At 49.8% G+C, this 18157-nt stretch carries 12 protein-coding genes and 16 tRNA genes; 2 read left to right on the plus strand and 26 right to left on the minus strand.

Features of this window, described 5'->3' with window-relative positions; all coding sequences use genetic code 11:
• Positions 1-228: 228 nt before the first annotated feature.
• From BLQ82_RS17075 to BLQ82_RS17100, 6 genes are all read right to left on the minus strand, one after another.
• Positions 229-1350 (minus strand): DUF4432 family protein, encoded by a 1122-nt coding sequence (locus BLQ82_RS17075; RefSeq protein ID WP_208810712.1) that lies wholly within the window; start codon positions 1348-1350, stop codon positions 229-231.
• Positions 1340-2047, minus strand: a complete 708-nt coding sequence (gene pgmB / locus BLQ82_RS17080; protein WP_062521822.1) for a beta-phosphoglucomutase — start codon at positions 2045-2047, stop codon at positions 1340-1342. The genes BLQ82_RS17075 and pgmB overlap by 11 nt, the downstream gene beginning before the upstream one ends.
• Complete coding sequence (locus BLQ82_RS17085) at positions 2028-4286, minus strand: glycoside hydrolase family 65 protein (RefSeq protein ID WP_062521850.1); 2259 nt, start codon at positions 4284-4286, stop codon at positions 2028-2030. The genes pgmB and BLQ82_RS17085 overlap by 20 nt, the downstream gene beginning before the upstream one ends.
• A 53-nt stretch (positions 4287-4339) precedes the next feature.
• Entirely contained in the window at positions 4340-5170 is an 831-nt protein-coding gene (locus tag BLQ82_RS17090; RefSeq protein ID WP_208810714.1) for a carbohydrate ABC transporter permease, read from the minus strand.
• A gap of 14 nt (positions 5171-5184) precedes the next feature.
• Positions 5185-6060 carry a carbohydrate ABC transporter permease gene (locus BLQ82_RS17095; RefSeq protein WP_062521824.1) on the minus strand — a complete coding sequence of 292 codons (876 nt, stop codon included), beginning with the start codon at positions 6058-6060 and terminating at the stop codon, positions 5185-5187.
• Positions 6061-6151: 91 nt separating this feature from the next.
• Positions 6152-7513: an ABC transporter substrate-binding protein gene (locus tag BLQ82_RS17100; RefSeq protein WP_062521827.1), complete on the minus strand. Its 1362-nt coding sequence runs from the start codon at positions 7511-7513 to the stop codon at positions 6152-6154.
• A gap of 415 nt (positions 7514-7928) precedes the next feature.
• On the opposite strand from BLQ82_RS17100, the gene BLQ82_RS17105 reads away from it, so the two are divergent.
• Positions 7929-9674, plus strand: coding sequence for a sensor histidine kinase (locus BLQ82_RS17105; RefSeq protein WP_208810716.1), 1746 nt, complete (start codon positions 7929-7931; stop codon positions 9672-9674).
• Positions 9667-11274, plus strand: coding sequence for a response regulator (locus BLQ82_RS17110; protein ID WP_062521830.1), 1608 nt, complete (start codon positions 9667-9669; stop codon positions 11272-11274). The genes BLQ82_RS17105 and BLQ82_RS17110 overlap by 8 nt, the downstream gene beginning before the upstream one ends.
• Positions 11275-11291: 17 nt before the next feature.
• Here BLQ82_RS17110 and BLQ82_RS17115 read toward each other — a convergent pair whose 3' ends face one another.
• The 20 genes from BLQ82_RS17115 to BLQ82_RS17210 form a co-directional block, all read right to left on the minus strand.
• A complete protein-coding gene (locus BLQ82_RS17115) occupies positions 11292-13601 on the minus strand; it encodes an ABC transporter permease (RefSeq protein WP_062521832.1) in 2310 nt (769 codons plus the stop codon).
• Positions 13598-14281, minus strand: coding sequence for an ABC transporter ATP-binding protein (locus BLQ82_RS17120; protein WP_062521834.1), 684 nt, complete (start codon positions 14279-14281; stop codon positions 13598-13600). The genes BLQ82_RS17115 and BLQ82_RS17120 overlap by 4 nt, the downstream gene beginning before the upstream one ends.
• Positions 14282-14345: 64 nt before the next feature.
• Positions 14346-15383 (minus strand): sensor histidine kinase, encoded by a 1038-nt coding sequence (locus BLQ82_RS17125; protein ID WP_062521835.1) that lies wholly within the window; start codon positions 15381-15383, stop codon positions 14346-14348.
• A 9-nt stretch (positions 15384-15392) separates the two neighbouring features.
• Positions 15393-16079, minus strand: coding sequence for a response regulator transcription factor (locus BLQ82_RS17130; RefSeq protein WP_062521837.1), 687 nt, complete (start codon positions 16077-16079; stop codon positions 15393-15395).
• Positions 16080-16531: 452 nt separating this feature from the next.
• Positions 16532-16610: transfer RNA gene (locus BLQ82_RS17135), tRNA-Leu, on the minus strand.
• Positions 16611-16644: 34 nt separating this feature from the next.
• A tRNA-Cys gene (locus BLQ82_RS17140) sits at positions 16645-16718 on the minus strand.
• A gap of 7 nt (positions 16719-16725) precedes the next feature.
• Positions 16726-16800 (minus strand) — tRNA-Gly (locus BLQ82_RS17145).
• Between the two features lie 6 nt (positions 16801-16806).
• A tRNA-Gln gene (locus BLQ82_RS17150) sits at positions 16807-16881 on the minus strand.
• Between the two features lie 19 nt (positions 16882-16900).
• Positions 16901-16976: transfer RNA gene (locus BLQ82_RS17155), tRNA-His, on the minus strand.
• 47 nt (positions 16977-17023) lie between these two features.
• Positions 17024-17099: transfer RNA gene (locus tag BLQ82_RS17160), tRNA-His, on the minus strand.
• 47 nt (positions 17100-17146) lie between these two features.
• Positions 17147-17222, minus strand: a tRNA-His gene (locus tag BLQ82_RS17165).
• A 23-nt stretch (positions 17223-17245) separates the two neighbouring features.
• Positions 17246-17319: transfer RNA gene (locus tag BLQ82_RS17170), tRNA-Trp, on the minus strand.
• A gap of 6 nt (positions 17320-17325) precedes the next feature.
• Positions 17326-17411: transfer RNA gene (locus tag BLQ82_RS17175), tRNA-Tyr, on the minus strand.
• Positions 17412-17415: 4 nt separating this feature from the next.
• A tRNA-Thr gene (locus BLQ82_RS17180) sits at positions 17416-17491 on the minus strand.
• Positions 17492-17511: 20 nt separating this feature from the next.
• A tRNA-Phe gene (locus tag BLQ82_RS17185) sits at positions 17512-17587 on the minus strand.
• 21 nt (positions 17588-17608) lie between these two features.
• Positions 17609-17686: transfer RNA gene (locus BLQ82_RS17190), tRNA-Asp, on the minus strand.
• A gap of 6 nt (positions 17687-17692) precedes the next feature.
• Positions 17693-17766, minus strand: a tRNA-Met gene (locus BLQ82_RS17195).
• 35 nt (positions 17767-17801) lie between these two features.
• A tRNA-Val gene (locus BLQ82_RS17200) sits at positions 17802-17877 on the minus strand.
• Between the two features lie 54 nt (positions 17878-17931).
• Positions 17932-18006: transfer RNA gene (locus BLQ82_RS17205), tRNA-Glu, on the minus strand.
• A gap of 61 nt (positions 18007-18067) precedes the next feature.
• A tRNA-Ser gene (locus BLQ82_RS17210) sits at positions 18068-18157 on the minus strand.

Here is an 18157-nt window from a genome sequence, read left to right on the forward strand (position 1 = left end):
CAGTCCAGTGACTGAAAAAGCAGCCTTTGAGGAAAACCCGGCAGAAAACTAAAAGTGAAATAACCAGTCGCCGGATATCCACCGGTGACTGGTTATTTCTTTTCCTTAAACCTAGTACAGCGTCCTGCCAGTTCTTCCCCCTCCTGTGTTCCACTCCTGATCGGGGGATGGAATGAAGAGGAACTTTTGAGATGTTGTACTTGATGGTGTCTGTGTTTCTGGCATAATTCACTTCGCAGCACTTTGGATCAAGTCCGTAAGGGTGTCAATTTCCTGCCGGTCACGTGTCGCTCCCAAGATGATCCAGCCGGTACAATGGCCACGGGGTCCGACGTAGACCACTTCGCCGTCTATCGTTTTTTGCTTCATGGAATTGGGTCTGGTCTTACATGGCTCCAGAGCATACATGCAGTCCTCAATGGCCCTTTTGGCTATCAGTGAACGGGGATAGCATTGCAGGGAACGAATCACATAGGCTGCGGCATCGTTTCCTGTGTTCACCAGCATCTCGGCCGTCAGTTCCTGGCGGTCGCCTGCGGCAGCGCAATAGTCGCGGACCTGCGGCAGATCGGACAGCCCCTCCACCGGCTCAGGAACGTATTGATAACAGCGGATCGGGTTCAGCCTGGTCTCAGCATCGTAGACAGCAAACGGGTCCGTTTCCGGAGGAGCAGAGTCGCGGAGCAGCAGTTTTTTTGCCGTAACCGGCAGGATATAACTTCCGCCTCCCGACATAAAGGCACCCGACAGCTGGATATGGTAACCGTCATCTACAGGCTGTGCTGTATCTGTTAAATTCCGCACCGTATCTTCCCGGAACAGCACAGCTGCCCCGTAATTCGTTACGATCCGGATTGTTTTTTCATAAACAGGCAACGCTCCATATCCTCTCACTGGAACGTTACCCTCCAAGCAGATCTGCTGCTCATCCCAGACCAGGCGTATCGATTCCAGCAATGCAGGGGAATAAGAACCCGTCCCGTGGACCGTTCTCACCTCATCCGGGGTGCCAAAAATTTCAGGTCCGATAGCAGCCACAGCCGCATAGAAGCCTGAATCCCAGCCTGAATGCTCATTGTCGGACAGGTCCACGTGTTCCGGATGCAGCAGATGCCGCTCATCACGCTCCCAGCTGATCTTTTCAGACTCCAGCCAGATTTCCCCAATGTCCATCCCCCGTTCAAGAATCACAGTAAAGACAAGCCTGCCATTGGATACGGTCAACAGATGCAGCTGTGAGTCCAAGCGGTCTGTAACAAGCTTCAGGGTGACAAAGCCGCCTCCCGGCAGCGCATGCGGAGTATCCTGCATTTGCGTCAGCATCAAAACGTTGATTTGCTTATTGCTCATACCGGCTGTCTCCCCATCCGGTGTGACCGGCTGCGCCGATATGGCTCATCAGAAAAATGGGCTCAAGCTGCTCAAAGCTGGTGATGGCAAGATGGGAGCGGGCAAGCAGTTTCCCATTCCCAATGCCGACAACGCGCATGCCTGCCCGGAGCGCCCCCTCTACACCGGCCGCCGCATCTTCAAATACAAAACATGCCGCCGGTGCTACACCGAGCAGCCTGGCTGCTTGCAGGAACACCTCCGGGTCCGGCTTCGCCCTGACAATGCTGTTCCCGTCTACCACTGCGTCAAACAGCGGCCCGATGTTTACTTTGTCTATAATGAGAGGAGCATTTTGGCTGGCCGATGCAATCCCCGTTTTGATTCCGCGTGAGCGCAATAGGCCAAGAAAGCTTCCCACACCGGGCAATACATCAGCAGGTGTGAGCGTTGCGAGGAGCTCCTTGTACCACTCATTTTTCCGCGAGGCGAGCGCCTCCCTCCGTTCCGGCGATACATCCGTTAACCCTCCGCACCGCAGCAGAAGATCAAGAGACTCCATGCGGCTGACACCCTTCAGCTGCTCATTCTCGCTTTCGCTGAAAGCGAACCCCAACTCCCCGGCAAGGCGTTTCCAGGCTTTGTAGTGGAATTTTGCGGTATCGACAATGACGCCATCCAGATCAAAGATAGCTGCCTCAAATGGTTGTGCCCGCAACCGCTTCCCCCCCGTTCAGCTTCTGTACTTCATAAGCACCTGAATTAACCGTTATCCGGTAGTGCTCCCCCCGCCAAACGATCTGGAAGCTCAGCTCCTCCCAGCCTTCAGGCAGACGGGGCTGCAGCTTTATGGTGCCGCTCCACATCGCACTCGCCAAACCGGCAAATCCGTAAACGATGAGCTGCCACAGACCGCCGCAATTGGCGATGTGAATCCCCTCAGCGGCACCCTTTTTCTCCGGAGAAAAGTCGATAGCCATCACCCGCTGCAGAAAAGCTTCCGCTTCCTCCTTATGGTTCAGCCAGGATGCCACAATGCCGTGAACTGCCACGGACAAGGAGGAATCATGAGTCGTAATCGGCTCATAATACGCATAAGCTGCCTTCAGCTGTTCCCGGGGGAATTCCTGTGGAAACAGCAGCATTAATTCCAGAACATCCGCCTGCTTTAACGCCTTGGAGCGATAATTGCGCTCTTGGGAAATGAAATGTCCAAATGGCCTGGACCGGTCTGTCCAGAGACTTTCGAATTCCACATCGGCATAGTGGGCGAAATCGTCGGACTGCGGAACAATTTCCATCCGGCTGTCGTAAGGCAGCCTCAGCTTCTCCGCCGTGTGCCGGAAGAGCTCCCGTTCATCCGGACGCAGGCCCAGCCGCTCTGCCGCAGCCGCATAGCTATCCGGCTTACCGCTTTGCAGGCTGTCCAGACAAGCAACAGTTTGCTCCAGACTGAATTTGACCATGCGGTTGGTAAAGGCATTGTTGCGGGTGAACGGCAAATATTCATCCGGTCCCATAACGCCGAGCAGCTCGCCATACCCCTCCCGGTTCCAATCCACGCGGTCACACCAATAGCGGGCCGTTTCAACCAGAATATCAATGCCGTAGCGCTCCAGAAATTCTTCGTCACCTGTAGCATTTACGTAGTGGTACAGGGCATAAACTACATCCGCCGTTATATGAATTTCGTGATCAGCGTACTGCCAATTCGCACATTGCTCTTCCCCGCTCAACGAGGACTCCCAGGCATACCGTGCTCCCCGGTATCCATAATTCCGGGCATTGCGTCTGGCTCCTTCAAGCGTATTGTAGCGGAAAAGAAGCAGATTGCGGGCAGCCTGCGGGTTGGTGTGCAGGAAGAAGGGCAGCAGGTTGATCTCCGTATCCCAGAAATACCTGCCAAAATAGGCCTCGCCGGCATAACCCTTGGCGCAGATTGCCACCCTCGCATCCTGTTCCGCATTGGAGCGGATCAGATGGTAGAGGGAAGCGCGGACGTTTACCTGCGCCGCATCATCACCCTTGATGCGGATATCGGCATGCTGCCACTTGCTCTTCCACTTGGCAGCATGCCGGTTATACAGCTGCTCCCAGCCCAAATTGCGGGCGTGGCTGAGATGCGCAAGCGCCCTGTCGCGGACCGTTCCCTCCTCCATGTCCCGATCCGTTGTCACTGTAGTCAGCTTGCTAAGCGTTAACCGGTCCCCGGCCCGCAGTCTGCACTCCCCTCGAAGCGCAGCCATCATCCGGGTATTTTCTGCATGCCAGGTTACCGCTTCAGAGACTTCCAGCGCAGACAGCATGAAGATTTGATTGCCCTCCTCCGTTATAGTCTCAAGTGACAGGCTGCCCTCTGAGTCCGCAGAGGGAACAATCCGGGCATAGTGATTCATTCCGTTGGTGCGCACATCCGCCCGGAGGGTGGCCTTCACCTCCAGGCTGCCTTCGCCTGACAACACCTCAAGCTGTACCTGCTGAATGCAAAGATGGGTATCCGCCATACTGAGGTATCGGATGAATGTACAATGAATTTTCATGCCCTCTGCTGTTTCCCATACAACTGAACGATGAAGACTTCCATCCCGCAGGTCCAGCCAGCGTTGGTAGCCGCTGATCCGGCACAGATCCATATCCAGACGCTCGCCGGCAGACAAAAATTCAACCCCCAGATAATATGGGAGATTGACAATCTCCTCCTTCAGCAGCGGATGCCGGCCGACTATGCCCGGGATGAAGGTTCCCTGCTTGGACTTGGGATGCCGTGGCTTCTCAAGCGTTACATTATCGGGAAAACGCAAATATTCTTCGTCCTGGGGTGCATCGCTGCACCCCTCCTCGAAGCTTCCACGGACATGCATGTAGCCATTTCCTTGGGTAAAGAGTCCTTCATAATGCTTGTGCAGTCCAGGGTCATATCCGTTTTCTTTCAGGCACCACAGGTTTTCCTCTTTCATCTGCAACCCCTCTGTTTCTCCGGTGTTTTTCCCTATTGTCATCTTCCGGCTCATCATCCCTTCACCGCTCCCGCTGCAAGTCCGGATACAACTTGCTTCTGCAGCAGGATATAGACCAGGATACTAGGTATGATAACGACCATCGTAGCAGCAAACATGACGCCGTAATCACTGGCAAACTGGCTTTTGAAATAGTAGAGCGCAAGCGGCAGTGTACGGCTCTGATTGCCTGTCGTCAGAATTATAGCGAATTGAAATTCATTCCAGCAGAGCAGAAACTGCATCACACCCGCCGTGCCGAAACCCGGCTTTGATATGGGCAATATTATTCTGAAGAACGTCTGGATGAAGCTGGCACCGTCCAGATAAGCCGATTCCTCCATTTCCTTGGGAATCGTCAGGAAATAGCTTGATAGAATATAGAGCGAGACCGGCAAGCCAAAGCCGGCATATACGATAATAAGTCCAACCACCTTGTCGTAAAGCCCCAATGTGTTAACCGTCAAATACAGCGGCTGCAGCATGGCGGCGCCCGGAATCAGCAGTGAAAGGGAGAATGCTCCCATCAGCAGGTTCTTGAAGCGGAATTGAAAGCGGGCCAGCACATAACCCGCCATACCGAGCAGCAGTAAATTTAATAATGTTCCGAAGATGCCCACGATCACACTGTTGATGTAAAACCGGGAAAGCGGCGCAATCTTGAAGGCCATGACGTAATTGGAAAAGCGGAAGCTCTTCGGCCAGCCGAGCGAATTGTTCAAAATCTCTGCATTTGTTTTGAATGAAGCCATCAGCACCCACAGAAACGGACCAAGAGACAGCAATATAATCAGGAGCACAAACGCATACTTAAGCACAACCAAACCTTTTCTCAATATTCTCACCCCAGTCGCTCCATTCAGTTTTGGGAGCTGCCTATTCTGAACAGATTTCGGCACAGCAGGACAAAGACCAAGCCAAAGCCGATTAGGAAGACACCCACCGAATTGGAATAACCGAAGTTGTTCTCCATGAGTGCGGTCTTGTAAATATAAATGGGCAGATTCATGGTTTCATTGCCGGGGCCGCCGCCCGTCGTCATCATAATGATATCCATCTTCTGCAGCATACTTGTTCCGGCGAGAATCACGCAGGTCCCGATAATATTGCGCAGCATAGGAAGGATGATATAAAAATTGATCTTCAGCTCGCTGGCCCCATCGATACGCGCCGATTCAAACAGGCTTTCTGGAATCGCCGCAATCTCGGCCAGAATTAGTATAGTGACGACAGCCGCATAGGGCAGCCAGGTCATTGTCACTGAGAAGAAGGCGGTTGTGTAATCCATAAACCAGTTCTGAGCGTAATCCGCATTTCCGAACAAGCGGACAATGCTGTTCACCGCACCAAAATCTGGATTGAGCATGCACAAAAACAACATACCCACGGCTGCGCCCGAGATGATATTGGGAAACATGTAAACCGTCCGCGCAAACTTCCAGTAGAATTCCTTCATATTGAGAATAATTGCGAACACGGTACCGATGGCGACATGGATCGTGGACTGGAGCAAAACCCAGACACCCGTATTCAAAAAACTTTTACGAAAATCGGAATCATCCGTAAACAATTGAATATAGTTGGCCAGTCCGATAAAAACCGGTTTTCGTCCGGACGACCATTCCGTAAAGGATGTACCGAACAGAATGACAATCGATACGGCATAGACAATAATAAATAGTACAACTGTCGGCAACAGAAACAGCGTAATATATCCTTTATTTTTCCTAACCATCCATATGGTCCTCCCTAATCAAATTCTCCCGGAAAGCAGACCTGCCGGAAAATCCGATCATAGCTCATACTCCTGCTTATCAGCTTGCCGATTATTTATGTTTGGCTGCAATTTTTGTCAGCTCTTTGGCAATCTCCTCTGCTGTAGATTGACCGAATACCAGCTTCGGATAAAGGCTTTTCCAGGCGTCGGTTATGTTGGGATAGACAATAGAGTCAAAGGATTGATAATGAACCTGCGTCTGTTGGGCCAATTTTATGGATTCAACAAAAAGCGGATATTTCTGCTTCAGTGCATCCGAAGGCTGAATCTCATTGGATACCGGCATCACATTCCCATATTCAAGGGCAATGGTCTGTCCTTCTATCCCCGTCTTGAAGCGAATAAATTTCTCTGCGGCGTCGCGTGTTTCCGGTGTTTTGGCTCCGATCATATAGCCAACCTCATAGGTGGAGATCAGGCTATTGTTCGGATAAGCTGCGACACCCACCTTTTTATCGAAGTCTGCACTGGATTTGGTCGGGTCGCTAAAGTCTCCAATCATCCAGGGACCGTTGGCGATCATGGCCGCCTTGTTCTGGGAGAAAGCGTTCGCTGCATTGGCGTAACCGGCACCCAGCGCATCCTTGGTCGTGTACTTCTCCAGCATCGTCTTCATCATGTTGAGCGCCTGAATCATTTCGGGCGTATTAAAGTCGGTGGGATGCAGCGTATTCATGAAGGTATTGCCTGCTTCCCCGTTCGTGCCCACAAGGGCAGCCAGAATCAGGTTGGTCGTCCAGGCATTCTCCCCTGTCATCAATGCAAGCGGAACGAAGCCTGCCGCTTTGAGCTTCTCGTTGTTGCTCATGAATTCATCCCAGGTTTGCGCCGGCTGGATTCCCGCCTTTTCAAACATTTCCTTGTTGTAGAAGTAACCGATATTCTGCTTCTGATCGCTTATGGACCACACCTTTCCATCCCGGGTATTGGCAGCGAGCGCCGCTTCTCCAACCGCTGCTTTCCATTCCGGGTCCTTGTCCAGATAGTCATTGAAAGGGGTTACAAGATTGCCTTTAATCAGGATGTCATTAATTCCGTTCTTGCCCATGACGACATCCGGAACATCCCCGGAGACGGCCAGAATCTTTAACTTGTCCTCATAAGCGGAGTCACTAGGAATTTCTTCAACCACAACCTCCACTTCTTTGCCATACTTGGCATTAAACTGCTTGATCTGTTCTTCCTCCAGCTTGGCTGACGCATGAGTACCCACCCGGAAGGTGAGATAGGAAATTTTCACCGGTGCCTTGGCAGCGGGAGTATCGCTTGCCTGACCCGAGGCGGTTGGTGCAACAGTTGCGGCCGCCCCGCTGTTCTCTGAAGAATTCTGTGATCCGCAGGCCGAAATGGACAGGGCCAGAATCAGAGTGCTTGCTAAAGTGAAGCTTGTTTTGAACAATGGCTTTCTCAAGTCAAATCCCCCTTTAAATGATGACAGCCTGCTGCAGAGGCTTAAGCCTTACAGCCTATTGTGGCTTAGGTACAGCCCTAATTGTAGAGCAAGGAATACGGGGAATGAATTCGTATTTCGGCATGATCTTTTCTGATATCTTGAGCAAATAGAGCCAAAGCAACCATACAGATGAAGGGGTGTTAGAATTCTTCCGATTTCTTTAACTCTTTGTTGTTTTCTTTACCACATGGCCGGAAATGGCTGTATTTCGTTCTGTTCAGCTATTCGCCACAAATAAAAGACTGTATAATAACTTTACTATAGTATCATCAACCAAGGAGCAGACAGCATGTCCAGTGAACAGATCATGCGACGACTCAGCCTTCGCCCAATTCGTGGATTACTCTCCCGCATTCCGGTAAGGAACAAAATTGTGATTACAATTCTTCTTCTGATTCTTTTGCCGATGACGTTCGCCGGCTGCTATTTCTATTGGAATATCTCCCAGATTCTGACGAGGAATGCCAACGATAATCTGTCTCTTCTGATCCGCCAGGCCAATGACAATATCGAGAAATCCTTTCAGATTATTGATAATACCTCCCTGCATTTCTTAGCCAATAAAACGATAAGGACCTGGTCAATCGAGGATGTGTCCCTGGGAGACGACTACTACAAAAAGTTTCTCAACAAAAGTGAAATGGAAGAGGACCTGAAATATAGCCTTATGTTCAACAACGCTTGGAATATCAGCCTGCTGTCAACGGCTTATGTTTTTTTTGATTCAGATAACTATATTTCCGTTCTAAAATCACAGTCCAACATTGAACAGATTAACAAGAACAATCTTGCTGTCTATCATTCGGTTAATGGCCTGGTTCGGGGCAAGGAAATTGTCACGCCAAGCTACGAGGACCGTACCCTCTACTTCACACGAATTGTATCCAATATCAACCTTCCCCAGCAGCGACTTGTGCTGATTTTTGGCACGGAGGAGGCAGATTTAGCGGACAAATATTCCGGGCTGCTCACCTTTCCGGGTGCTATGGCCTACATCATTGATAACCGGGGAGCCATCTATTCCAGTACTGATAAGCAAGAGCTGGGTTCTATCGTGTCTCCCGCCGTCTTCGCGCTGAAAGACAATGCCGAAGTAAGCGAAGTCAAGCTAAACCATCAAAGCTACCTGACCGTTTCCCGCAGCATCGGCACAACCGGGCTTACTTTCATTGCAGGCATCCCTAAAAAGCAAGTCCTCTCCAAGTTGTCCGAGAGCATGCGTAATTACATTTGGATCATCGCTCTGATTGCTTTCGTATCCCTCGCAGCAGGCGTTCTGTTATCTCTTCGCTTTACCCGGGTTATCCGTGATCTGCTGCGGAGTATCCATAAGGTAAAGAAAGGTGATTACAACACAAGGATGCCGGCCTACAAAGATGTGGAGCTCAACCAGCTCAGTACCACCTTCAACAGAATGACGGAAGAAATCAATTATCTCATCAAAGAAGTCTATGAGAAGCACCTGCTGATTAAAGAATCGGAGATCAAATTTTTACAAGCCCAGATCAATCCCCATTTTCTGTTCAACACGTTAATTACTATTGGCTACAAAGCCAAATTGTCCAAAGATGAGACCGTTTACAAAATGGTAACGTCCCTTACGGAACTGCTGCAGGCAAGTATTTATTCCAATAGTCTCGCCAAGGTCCCGATTCGCCAGGAACTGGATGTTATCCAATTTTATCTTTATCTGCAGAAAGAAAGGTTTGAGGATAAAATTGAGTATACGATTCATATTGAGGACGAGGCCATACTGGACCTGCTGCTTCCCAGACTGAGTGTAGAGCCTTTGGTGGAAAATGCTGTCGTTCACGGTGTGGAAAAAAAGCTGGGCAAAGGAATCATTCACATCCGAATTTACCGCATAGACGATTCGATCTATTTTGAGATCACGGACAATGGCAATGGATTTGAGGTTGTTCCCCGGAATTGGAGTAATTTCGAAAGCATCACCATGCGCAAGCAAGGCCACAACAATATTGGCCTGATCAACACGCAAAAACGGGTCAAGCTGATCTACGGCGAGCCTTATGGAATTGATGTCGAAAGCGAATTTGGGGCAGGAGCCAAAGTTACCCTTCACATACCTGCAGATCAGGGGGAACTATCGCATGTATAATGTCATGATCGTTGATGATGAGCCTGTTATCAAAAAAGGGCTGCAGTGTTTTATTGATTGGGAGACTCTCCAATGTGAAGTAATTTGTGAAGCATCCAATGGACTGGAAGCCGTGGAGATGCTCGGCCATTATGACATCGATATTATTGTAACCGATATCCGCATGCCGGGGATGGACGGTCTTGCTTTATCGGACTATGTACACCAAAACTTTCCGCAGATCAAGGTCATCATCCTTACAGCCTTCGCTGACTTTTCCTATGCCCAAACAGCCATTCAGTATGAAGTAGTCGATTTTGTGGTCAAAACCAATCCCTCAGAGAAGATTCCCGGGGCCATTATAAAAGCAACGCGGCTGCTGGAAAAGGAATATGAGCAGAAGCAGAAATTGAGACAGCTAGAGAGCAAGATCAATGACAATCTTTCCGAAATCAGTGAAAAATTTCTGAAGGAGGCCGCCCACGGCTTGATCAGCGATGAAGCAAGTTTGTTCAGCCGCTCAAGAGAGCTTGGTTTGCAATTGGAGAACTATTTCGGGGTTTATCTGGAGGTTGAGGAAACGCTGGGCTTCCCTCTAACGAATGAATATCACCGGTTCTTGGCTTCCATTCGCCAATTTCTTGCGCTAGCCTTCGAGAAGCGCCCTACTTATATAATGGCAATGGAAAAAAACACCCTGCTGACCATTGTCTCTATGGGCGACGGCAATGCAGCAGTCTCCACACAAGCCTTGCTCACAATTTGCAATGAAATTCTCGCCATGGCAGAAAACTTTAGACAATACCATCTCAATATCGGCATCAGTCTCATGCACCGGGATGTGCAGACGCTGTCCATGGCTTACCGCGAGGCGAGAGAAGCACTGCAAGGCAGCTTTTATAGCGATAATTATGTGGCCGTTTATATGCCTCATGCCAACCAGACACTCACTCCCGGAGCTCCTCCCCATCATACAGCAGAGAAAATTATTGAATATCTGCAACAAGGACAAAATGATCTGGCACTCAATCAACTGGATCGGTTACTTGAGAGTTACAAGAACATCAAAGAGCCGATTGAGAATGTAAAGGTGGCTAGTCTGCTTATCGGTTCTTACTGTTTCCGTTTCTTGAGCGCCAGCCAACCCTTCGCACCCGAATTGGATGAAAACCAATCCAGGGTTTATAAACAGATCCAGGAGAGCAAAAGCATTCAGCTGTTGGCAGACATCCTAAAGCGTTTGATTGGGAGCTGCTCAAGGGCAGTGGCGTTTAACGACAAACAGACCAATTACATCGTTATAGAATGCCAGAAATATATAAGAGAGCATTACAACCAGAACCTGAGCCTGCAGATTATTGCGGACCATATCCATATCAACAGCAGCTACCTCAGCCGCCTTTACAAAAAAGTAACCAATGAGTCCATCATCGACGCGATCAACAAGTACCGGATTGAAATAGCCAAGAAATTACTCAGGAATCCGGCGAGTAAAGTATTTGAAGTCGCAGAAGCAGTCGGTATTGAGACACCAGCTTATTTCACCCACGTGTTCTCCAAATACACAGGGATGAGTCCGAAGGAATACAAGCTGAATTATTTACAGACTGAATTGGGATAAAAGATTCCTGGTCTGTTTCACTGCGCATTCACCACATTAACGATGTTCATCTTATCCATTTTCCGGGTCGGTGAGATGGCCGCAACAAACGTCGTGAGGACCGCTGCTGCAATCGTGATCGACAAAACCATAATTGGCGGCTGCCAAAGCTCACCCCAGTTGGAGGTAATCATCAGCCCATAGAAGAAGCGATGCAAAAGCAATCCCAAAACACCGCCCATCAAACTGCCTGATATCGCATAAGCGGCGGCTTCGGCCATGACCATCCTTTTTAACTGCTTGCTTGACATGCCTACCGCACGCATCACGCCATAGTTACCCATTCGGCTGGAAACGCTGGCGTTTACCGTATTCAGGATGTTAATCAGCGCGACCAGTGCAATCACCAGCAAGAACCCGTACACAAATACCGCCATGGCGTAATAGGCCGCGCGGGTTTCGCGGTTGCCTTGCTGTTCGTCAAGCAGCCGCATTTGCGGCGTGATTAGGCTTCTGGCCTGCCCGGAAATATCTTCATCGACTTGCATGTCGATAATGGTGTAATCCGAGATACCGGTCAGCGCGGTAAAGGTGGCTTCGGAGCTAATGATGATCCATCCGCCTTTCTTTGCCACAAACGGTGTATCGGAGAGGATCCCGGCAATGTGAACTTCAGAAGATCCCCCGGGCAGTCTAAGGTTAAGGGTATCGCCTACCTTCCATTTCAAATCCTCCGAATACGTGACGAATACCCCGTTGCCGTTCTGCACCTGATCTATTGTTCCGGAAATCAGCTTGTCTGCCGCCCATTTAAATTGCGATTCGTCATATGAAATCAGCGTGGCCGTATTGTCGCCCTGTTGATAAGTTGCCGGAATATCATGGAGAACCATCCGTCCATATATATTCCTGATATGCGGAAGCGCCTTTGCTTCCTCCATTATCGAACGGTCAAGCAAGACGGAATCCTTCACACCCATAATGGAGATATCAGGCGCGTAAGGCTTCAACGGCCTTAAGGCATGGCCCATGAAGGTAATCAGGACCGTGAAGCACAAGAACAGGATGATGCTTAGCGCAAAAGAACCCGATATCAGCACCATGCTCTTTTTATTGGAAAACGCATGCTGGAGCCCCATAGCTTTATCCACGCGAAACCATTTGGTGTTAGCCGCTCTGTTCATGGGTTGATGATTCACATGATTGATATTTCCGGTTACGGCCGCTTGCGGAGATACCTTTGCCGCCTTTTTGGCAGGCGACCTCGAAGCGAGCATGACCACCAAAAACCCGATTACCGTACCGGCAGCGATAGCGGGCCAGCTGATTTGAAACACTGGCATTGCCGGCAAGTACTTAACATTCAAGGAATTCAGGGATAAAACCGCCGCCCACATCATACCGCACCCGGCCAATAGTCCAATCGGAATCCCTTTTAGGCAATACCGCAAACCCTCCCGCCGGATATACCGTTTGATCTGCTTTTTCGTGGCGCCAAGACAGCGCAAAAGGCCGAAGAATTGCGTCCGTTCCAGCACGCTCATGTTAAAACTGCTGGCGATCATAAACGTAGCAGCCATCGTAATCAGGAGAAAAAGAATTCCCGCCGTAAGGTAGAGATCGATCATCGAACTGTCGTTGCTTTGTCCCAGCAAACCAAGCAGGAGAAGGTTCGTGGAGACCTGTTTACCGGTCAGGCCATACTCCGCTTTGATGTTGGATAACGCCCGGTTAATGTTCACGCTGCTTTTAAACTGAATATAATAATATTCTTTTTTTTCGGACGGAAGCGTACGAATTCCCTCCGTTGACAGATACAGGCCGTGGGAGTCCGTGCCTTTCAAACTGGAAAAATCGTTGTACGTCCCGGTAATCTTATATTCCCGCTTCAGCCCATCGCTCAAAGCAATTTCAATGGTATCCCCAATGGACAGACCGAATTGCTCTAGTGCCGGCCGGTCAAGCAAAGCTTCACGTTCGGAAGCCGGATACGTTCCCCCGCTCACGACCAGGTTCATCTGTTCAGCGATATCCTGTTCGCCGCCTTGAATACGTAGTTTTTTCCCTTGAAAAACCGTATCCTCCGCCATCCCGACCCAACCCGCCACTTTCACATCGCTGCGACCTGCGATTTGCCCGGCGGTGCTGTCCGTTATCCCCGCAATCACGGCATGGTAATTCCCTTTTTGCCGGATATTCTCGTTGATTTGGGCTTTCACGCTCATATCGGCCATCCCGAATACGGCCACGACCAGCATCACGGATATGGCAATGCAAACCACAGTGAGCCGGTTTTTCTTGCTATGGACTTTGGCATATTCCGAAACCAGACCCAGATAGCTTTTCATTCGGCGTACACCCCAAGATGAGTAAGCACACCGTCCGACACCTGCAGCACCCGGTCCGCCGTCGAAGCCATACTCCGGTTATGCGTAATCATGATAATCGTCTGCTGGTAGCGTTTGGATGCCGTTTTTAGCAGGGAAATAACCTCGTTGCTGTTTTGGCTGTCCAAATTACCGGTAGGTTCGTCCGCAAGGATAAGCATGGGGCGGGTAATCAAGGCGCGGCCGATCGCCACGCGCTGCTGCTGACCGCCGGATAACTGGCGGGGCAGATGATTGCGCCGGTCCGTCAAGGACAGAACGGCCAGGATTTCTTCCACATACGCTTGATCCGGCTTCTTATAATCGAGCAGCAAAGGGAAAGTGATATTCTGCTCCACATTAAGCTCCGGGATCAGATTGAACGCCTGAAAAATAAAACCGATATTCCTGCGGCGGAATATGGTCAGTTTCTCGTCCTTCATGCGAAAAATATCGTTCCCGTCTATCCATACCTTGCCGGACGTGGGCGTATCCAGGGCCCCTATCATGTTCAGCAGCGTACTTTTTCCGGAACCGGACTCCCCGATAACCGCGGCAAACTCGCCTTTGGGTATGGTAAAACTTACATTTTTCAAGGCGTTAACGGCCGTTTCACCGCTTCCATAGGTTTTACATACGGAATTCACTTCCAACAAATTCAAAGTCCCTCACTCCTTTCTATCACGGAGTTTACTACCTGCGGCTTACGCTCACATGAATTCCGGCTTACAGTTTCGTAAGGTTGAGAAAACTCAGCACAAAGGTGCTGCCATTCTCTAAGGCACTCTCCACCGTGATATTGCCGTCATGCGCTTCAACAATGGCTTTGGTCAGCGGAAGGCCCAGGCCAACGCCTTGCGTATCTTTCGAAAAGCGGCTCCGATAAAACCGCTTGAAAATATGATATATATCTTCCGTATGGATACCGCTTCCATTATCCTTGACCGTGATTTGCGTAACCGCAGGCAACTCGTTCCACTCGATGGCGATATGACCGCCTGCTTCCGTATGGTCCAGCGCGTTTTTCACCACATTGCTTACGGCTTCCACGATCCAGCCCCGGTCACAAACCAGCTCGGCCTGCGGCGGTCCCGACAGGGTCATGCGTTTCCGCTCCAGATTGACGCGCGTTTCAAAATGCAGCCAGAGGTCGTTCATCATATCGGCGATATTTTCGGGTAACTTCTCGATCATGATCGAACCGGCATCCCATTTTGTAATCTTCAGAAGGCTTTGAACCAGCGTTTCGATCCTGTCAATTTCCCGTTCCGACTTGACCGCAAATTCCCGCATGGCGGCTGGGTCCTCGCTATCGTCCTGCAAAAGTCCGTTGTAGATATTGAGGGCGGCAAGAGGCGTTTTTAACTGGTGGGAAATATCCGATATCGTGTCTTTCAGAAACTCCTTCGTTTTCTGTTCCTTGGCAGCATGCGTGTCAAGCGTCGTAGCCAGCGTGTTCACCGCGTGAAATAGCTTATAAAGGCTTCCCTCGCTGTCACATTCGATACGGGCATGGGTATTGCCCGTCATGAAATGGGAAATTTGAGAGATGGCCTCCTTCATTATGCGATCCTGTCTTCTAAAATACAAAAAACAGCTCCCCAATACACCGGCGGCGATCAGAAGCGAGAGCAAGAAAAGGCCCAGACGCAAAGAGCCGCTGGACGGCCAGATCAAAAGCTGGGACAATCCCATAAACGAAACAAAGATACAAGACAGTGAGATAAACAGCTTTTTAATATCCTGGTTGGTAAAAACGTGCATCGTCCCACCTCAATTCGTCACCTTCCACTTATATCCCATGCCTCTGACCGTCAACAAAATTTGCGGATGATTGGGATCTTCTTCGATCTTCATGCGCAGCCTGCGGATATAAACCGCCAGCGTATTGTCGTCCACATAACTTCCCGGCCCATCCCACAGCTTGTCCAAGATCATTTCTTTGGAAAGAACCTGATTCGGATGATTCATCAGCAAGCAAAGCAGCCTATACTCTGCGGTCGTCAACGGTAGGACCTTCTCGTCTTTATAAGCTTCTCCCTGCAACAGCAACACCTTGATACCATTCGACGCCATTTCTGCATCGGCCACGCCAAAATCGTTTGCCCTCCGCAGCACGGCATTGATTCTCGACACAAGCACCCCCAGCTTAAACGGCTTGGTAATATAATCATCGCCGCCCATATCCAGTCCCATGACCATATTCACTTCCTCATCAGAAGCCGTCAGGAAGACGATCGGAACTTTTGAAACCTGCCGCACCTTCCGGCAAACCTCAAAACCGGAGCCATCCGGCAAGGATACATCCAAAATCAGCAAATCATAGATTCCGTCCGTAAAAAGAACTTCCGCTTCCCTTACCGTCCGGGCAATATCCAACTCAAACCCTTGCTTGTTCAGCGAATACGAAAGCCCGTCAATCAGGCTCAAATCATCCTCCAGCAGCAGGATTTTGTTCACTATTTTCACTTCCCCTTGGGTATCTTAGGTCTATTATGATTCGAAATGGTGGGAGAATTCAAGGAGATCATTGAAGCCATCACAAGTTGCTTATCCAAATTAAAAATGCCCCAAACTCAACTGGAGTTACGGAGCATTACGGATATCTATTCGTATACAGTGCCTTGAGCTTCATGAATTTCGTCAAGAAGCTCCGATCCGTGTGAAGGAACATCAAGAAGCTCACCGCTTATCCTATGGCAATACTTACTGAGCGACTCCCTGGAGTTTATTTATGTCGATGCATTAGGGCAGCGCATTAAGCCTGGCTACATTACGAAGCACTTTCATGTCCCGGTGGAGAGACATGAAATACAAATCTAAGGTGTCTTCAGCTCAAGTTATGAACGGGGCACTTAAATTCAAATAAAAAAGTCCACTAGAGGATGTCTCTAATGAACTCTTTTAGCTAATACCGGCGAGAGGACTCGAACCTCCACGGTTTCCCACTCGATTTTGAGTCGAGCGCGTCTGCCATTCCGCCACGCCGGCACATACAAATATGAATTAGTGCTAAACAAAAAAATGGAGGCGCCACCCAGACTCGAACTGGGGATAAAGCTTTTGCAGAGCTTTGCCTTACCACTTGGCTATGGCGCCATAAAAATGGAGCGGACGACGGGAATCGAACCCGCGACCCTCGCCTTGGCAAGGCGATGCTCTACCGCTGAGCCACGTCCGCATATAATGGCTGGGGATATAGGAATCGAACCTATGAATGACGGAGTCAAAGTCCGTTGCCTTACCGCTTGGCTAATCCCCAATATTCATTTGTAAAGTAATGGGGCGGCTGATGGGTCTCGAACCCACGAATGCCGGAACCACAATCCGGTGCGTTAACCCCTTCGCCACAGCCGCCATATGAAACTGTTACATCCTAAGTAAACCAATAATTCTAAAAGAAATGGGGCGGCTGATGGGTCTCGAACCCACGAATGCCGGAACCACAATCCGGTGCGTTAACCCCTTCGCCACAGCCGCCATATGAAACTGTTACATCCTAAGTAAACCAATAATTCTAAAAGAAATGGGGCGGCCGATGGGTCTCGAACCCACGAATGCCGGAACCACAATCCGGTGCGTTAACCCCTTCGCCACGGCCGCCATATTATGCTTTTAAAATTGTGTGGCAGGGGCAGCAGGAATTGAACCCACACCAACGGTTTTGGAGACCGTTGTTCTACCTTTAAACTATGCCCCTAAAAAATGGTGGAGGCTGATGGATTCGAACCACCGAACACGTACGTGAGCAGATTTACAGTCTGATGCGTTTGGCCACTTCGCTAAGCCTCCACAATGGTGCCGGCGAGAAGACTTGAACTCCCAACCTACTGATTACAAGTCAGTTGCTCTACCAATTGAGCTACACCGGCATATTAAGTTGTAAGAAAAATGGTGGCGCGGGACGGAATCGAACCGCCGACACAAGGATTTTCAGTCCTTTGCTCTACCGACTGAGCTACCGAGCCATATAAGTTATATCAAGTGAATGGCGGAACCGACGGGATTCGAACCCGCGATCTCCTGCGTGACAGGCAGGCATGTTAGGCCAACTACACCACGGTTCCAAAGTATTGCGGGGGCAGGATTTGAACCTGCGGCCTTCGGGTTATGAGCCCGACGAGCTACCGGGCTGCTCCACCCCGCGTCAGTATTAAGACTTATTCTTTTGAAAGGATACTATGGTGGAGGCTGAGGGGTTCGAACCCCCGACCCTCTGCTTGTAAGGCAGATGCTCTCCCAGCTGAGCTAAGCCTCCTTAAATCAACAAAACTTATTGTACCAAATCACTATAATAAAAATCAAGTAATAATGGTGACCCGTATGGGATTCGAACCCATGTTACCTCCGTGAAAGGGAGGTGTCTTAACCCCTTGACCAACGGGCCATATCTTTATGCTCCAACGAACCACTGAGGGTTCTCATCCCTATTCAGGGAAGTAATGCTACGGAGAGAGAGGGATTCGAACCCTCGAGACGCTTGTGGCGCCTACACGATTTCCAATCGTGCTCCTTCGGCCAAACTCGGACACCTCTCC

Origin of the sequence: Paenibacillus jilunlii, from assembly GCF_900102965.1 — a bacterium.
In the GTDB taxonomy this organism is placed as follows: Bacteria; Bacillota; Bacilli; order Paenibacillales; family Paenibacillaceae; genus Paenibacillus_AQ; species Paenibacillus_AQ jilunlii.